The sequence below is a fragment of the Kocuria salsicia genome (assembly GCF_039532055.1).
Lineage (GTDB): Bacteria > Actinomycetota > Actinomycetes > Actinomycetales > Micrococcaceae > Kocuria > Kocuria salsicia.
Genome location: NZ_BAAARF010000021.1, coordinates 1 through 3372 on the forward strand (window position 1 = coordinate 1; position 3372 = coordinate 3372).

A 3372-nucleotide genomic window follows, 5' to 3' on the forward strand; every position below is an offset into this window, starting at 1 on the left:
CAACCACCGCAGGCTCCACGGTAGCCTCGGAATGGTCAGCCCCGACGAGTTCGAGGCGGCCTACTACGCGGCCCTCAACCCAGAGCCGCTCCCCGCATAGAAGCGGCCGAGAACCTGGGACGGTTCATTCGAAGGCGTTGCGGGCGCCGCGGGAGCAGGTGGTGAAGACGAGCCCGTTATCGGTCAGGGTGGAGGCTGGTGGCCCGTAGGTGGTGATGTTCGTGGTGAGGCTGTCCACGACAAGTGCGGCGGTGACGCGGCGGTGGGCGGTGGCGGAGAGCAGTAGCCGGGAGTGGTCGTCGAGCCAGTTGAGGATCTCGACGTCGCTGCCGTCGGCCAGCGGCCAGTGGTGGGGGCACCTCCCGCTTGCGGGGGAAAATCGGATTGCCAGGTTTCGTTGGGTTGGTCTGCTTCGAACCGGTGGATGCTGCTTTTGGGGCGCTTCTTCGGTTCTGGGGTGATCAGGTCTGCTTTGTGCAGGATCCGGCGGATCGTGGAGGTCGACGGGGCGCGCGGGTGTTCGTGTTCGAGGTGCCAGGCGATGGTGACCGGGCCAGCGTCCAGTCCGGAGTCCGTGAGGACGCGACGCAGGGCCAGGATGCGGGCTCGCACGGGTTCGGCGGTGGCGGCACTGTTGCTGCGGGGGCGCCGACTTCGGGGCTCGATCGCGTCCCAACCGCCCTGTTCGTATCGTCGGATCAGTTCGTGGACCCATCGCCAGGACACCCGGTAGCGGCGGGCGACCTCGGCCTGCGTTTGCTGCCGCTGCGTGACGGCCAGAACAATCAGACGCGCTTTAGACATCCCTCATCGTCACGGACCACTATGAACGATGTCCCGACTCACCTATGAACGATGTCCTGAACCTACACACCTTCAGCTCCACCAATATGTTCAGGCAATGTGTTTCAGCAATAGCCTCCGGGCTCGTCGATGTGGCCGGTGGCGAGGATTTCGCCGGTGTGCCGGCCGTCGCGGGTCAGCTGACGGCGTGAGGCGATGACCCGTTCTCGGACCGGGCGCGGCCCTCGCCGCCACGCGATTCTATGGCCTGCCCAGCCTCTGACCGATGTCTCGACTCATCCGTCCCGGTGGACCTAGGGAGTCGAGCCCTAGGTCCACCCGAGATGGATAAGACATCGCTCAGGCTCTCACGGCGTCGCGCTACCTTGGGGACTTAGGCCCAGTCCTTGTGCGGCGACGTGCCGCCGATACCGGCGTTGAACGTATTCGTCGGATCGAGCTCCTTGAAGTGCTCTTCCATGGACTCCGGCAGCTTGTAGATGCGACCGTAGTTGTGCTCGGCGGGCAGCTTCGCGCCGCGCTCCTCCAGCAGGTGCTGGATGCGGTCGTGCAGCGCCTCGGGATCCACGCCCTGCTTGGCGACATAGTCCTGGTGCATCACATGGCAGAAGAAGTGCCCGTAATACGCCTTGACCTCAAGCTGGTCGTCGATCTCCTCCGGCAGCACCTCGAGCCAGTTCCAATCGTCGCGACGCAGGGCCACATCGATGGGGATGAGCCCTGCGATGTGCCGGCGCTTCAACGCGGCGTAGCGAGTGGCGGCACTGGCCGCGCCGAACCGGTTGAGCGACGCGCTCTTTTCTTCATCAGACGTGCAGATGAAGAACTCACCAGTGTGCTCGGGCTCTGCGAAGAACTCCTTGAGCATCTTCTCGCTCGCGGCCTTCTGCGACTCGCTGACGGTGAGCAGCAGGTGATGCTCGAAACGGTTGCGGTACTCCATCATGCGCTTGGGCAGCTGGTTGGGCAGCACGCTGAACATGGCTTGCGATACCGTGTCGGCGAAGGTCGGACCAATGCCGGGAATCTTCGAGAACAAGCCGTTGGCCCACGTCTTGAACGAGAACATGCGCGTCTGCAGCGCTGGACTCATGAACTTCAGGAAGACGAAGGTGTCTTTGCCGTACTTCTCGGCCAAGTCGAAGGCACTGCGGCCCATGTACTCACCAGAGATAGGCAGCGGCATGTCGGCTTCGAGGAACAACCGACGGATCTCTTCGAGCTCGTGCGTGTTGTTCGTGCCGATGTAAAACACGGTCGGGTGCACTTCGCGAGGGAAGGTGCGGGTGCGCACCGCGAACACCATCAGCTTGCCGGCCGAGCCGGATGCCTCGAACAGGTACTCGGGGTTCGCATTGTAGCGAGCAGGCGAAGGCACGATCTTGCGCAAGTGCTCGGCGTACTCGGTCTCGTTCGAGTCTTCGGGAGCTGGGGTGACATCCTCGGGAGACCACTCGCCGCGCTGTAGACGGTCGAGTGCGACCTCAGGGTCGTCTCCGAGCGAGATGCCCAGGTGATTGACCAGCTCGACCTTGCCGTCGTCGTTGACGCGGGCGAAGATCGCTTCGCGCGTGAATGCCGGACCCTTGCGAATCTGGCTGCCGCCCGAGTTGTTCGCGATGCCGCCGATGACCGAGGCGCCGATTGATGTCGACCCGATCACCGAGTGCGGCTCGCGCTGGTGCTTGGCGAGCGCGTCGGTCAGGTGTGTCAGCGGGGTGCCCGCGAGCGAGATCGCCTCGCGCGCGTCGTTGATGAGGTGCACCTCATCGATGCGGTGAGTCGAGATGATCACAATGGGGCGATCGTAGTCTTGGAAGCCGGGGCCGGATCCACCAGTCAGGCCCGTGTTCGATGCCTGCGGGATGACGATGAGGTTGTTGTCGACGGATACCTGCAGCGCCCGCCACATCTCGACCAGCGTGCCGGGGCGCACCACGGCGAAGACTGGTCCTCCGCCGAATCGATAGCCTTTGCTGAATGGCATCGTGGCACGCTCAGAGGTCAGTACATGTTCGTCGCCGACGATTCTCTTGAACGCATCGATCGCTTCGTGCGAAGTCGTGGTGGTCTGTCCTGGTTGCGTCATCTCTAAGCTTTCTATATTCAGTTGCATCACAAGCGCGTCATGATGCTGAGGGGATGTCGCCTTGATCCGAGCTAGTCCGCGGTCGTTCATTTTTTGATGGGCGGGGAAACGAGCCAGGGGGACGACGTCTGCGACCGTCTGCCCGGAAGCTCGCTACGGCGTCCAAGGAGTGTGCGTGTGCGTATGCATGTGCATACGCGCATCCTCATTGTAGAAGATGCGCATCAGATAGTTTCGGACCGCGGTACTTTCGGACTCCGGTAGGTTCGGACCGCGATAGTTCGGACCGCGATGTCGGCCACTGCCCTCACCCCATAGATCGACGCAGCAATCAGACTCGCCTAGCGCCGCTTGAACCGTCCCAGGTTTGGTGCCGCATCTTTTCGAGTTGAGAGGATGGCGTCATGCCGAAGAAGATTGACCCCGCTCTGCGTGAGCGGGCCGTGAGGCTGGTGCTGGAGCACCGGTCAGAGTACCCG

The 3372-nt window shown here is 62.9% G+C and carries 1 protein-coding gene and 1 pseudogene; both read right to left on the minus strand.

All coding sequences use genetic code 11. From position 1 onward, the window contains the following. Positions 1–127 precede the first annotated feature (127 nt). Positions 128–804 (minus strand): annotated as a pseudogene (locus ABD264_RS12490) (helix-turn-helix domain-containing protein); the annotation flags it as partial. Positions 805–1177: 373 nt separating this feature from the next. Then, positions 1178–2893 (minus strand): D-lactate dehydrogenase, encoded by a 1716-nt coding sequence (dld, locus tag ABD264_RS11520; RefSeq protein WP_013161533.1) that lies wholly within the window; start codon positions 2891–2893, stop codon positions 1178–1180. Between the last annotated feature and the right edge of the window lie 479 nt (positions 2894–3372).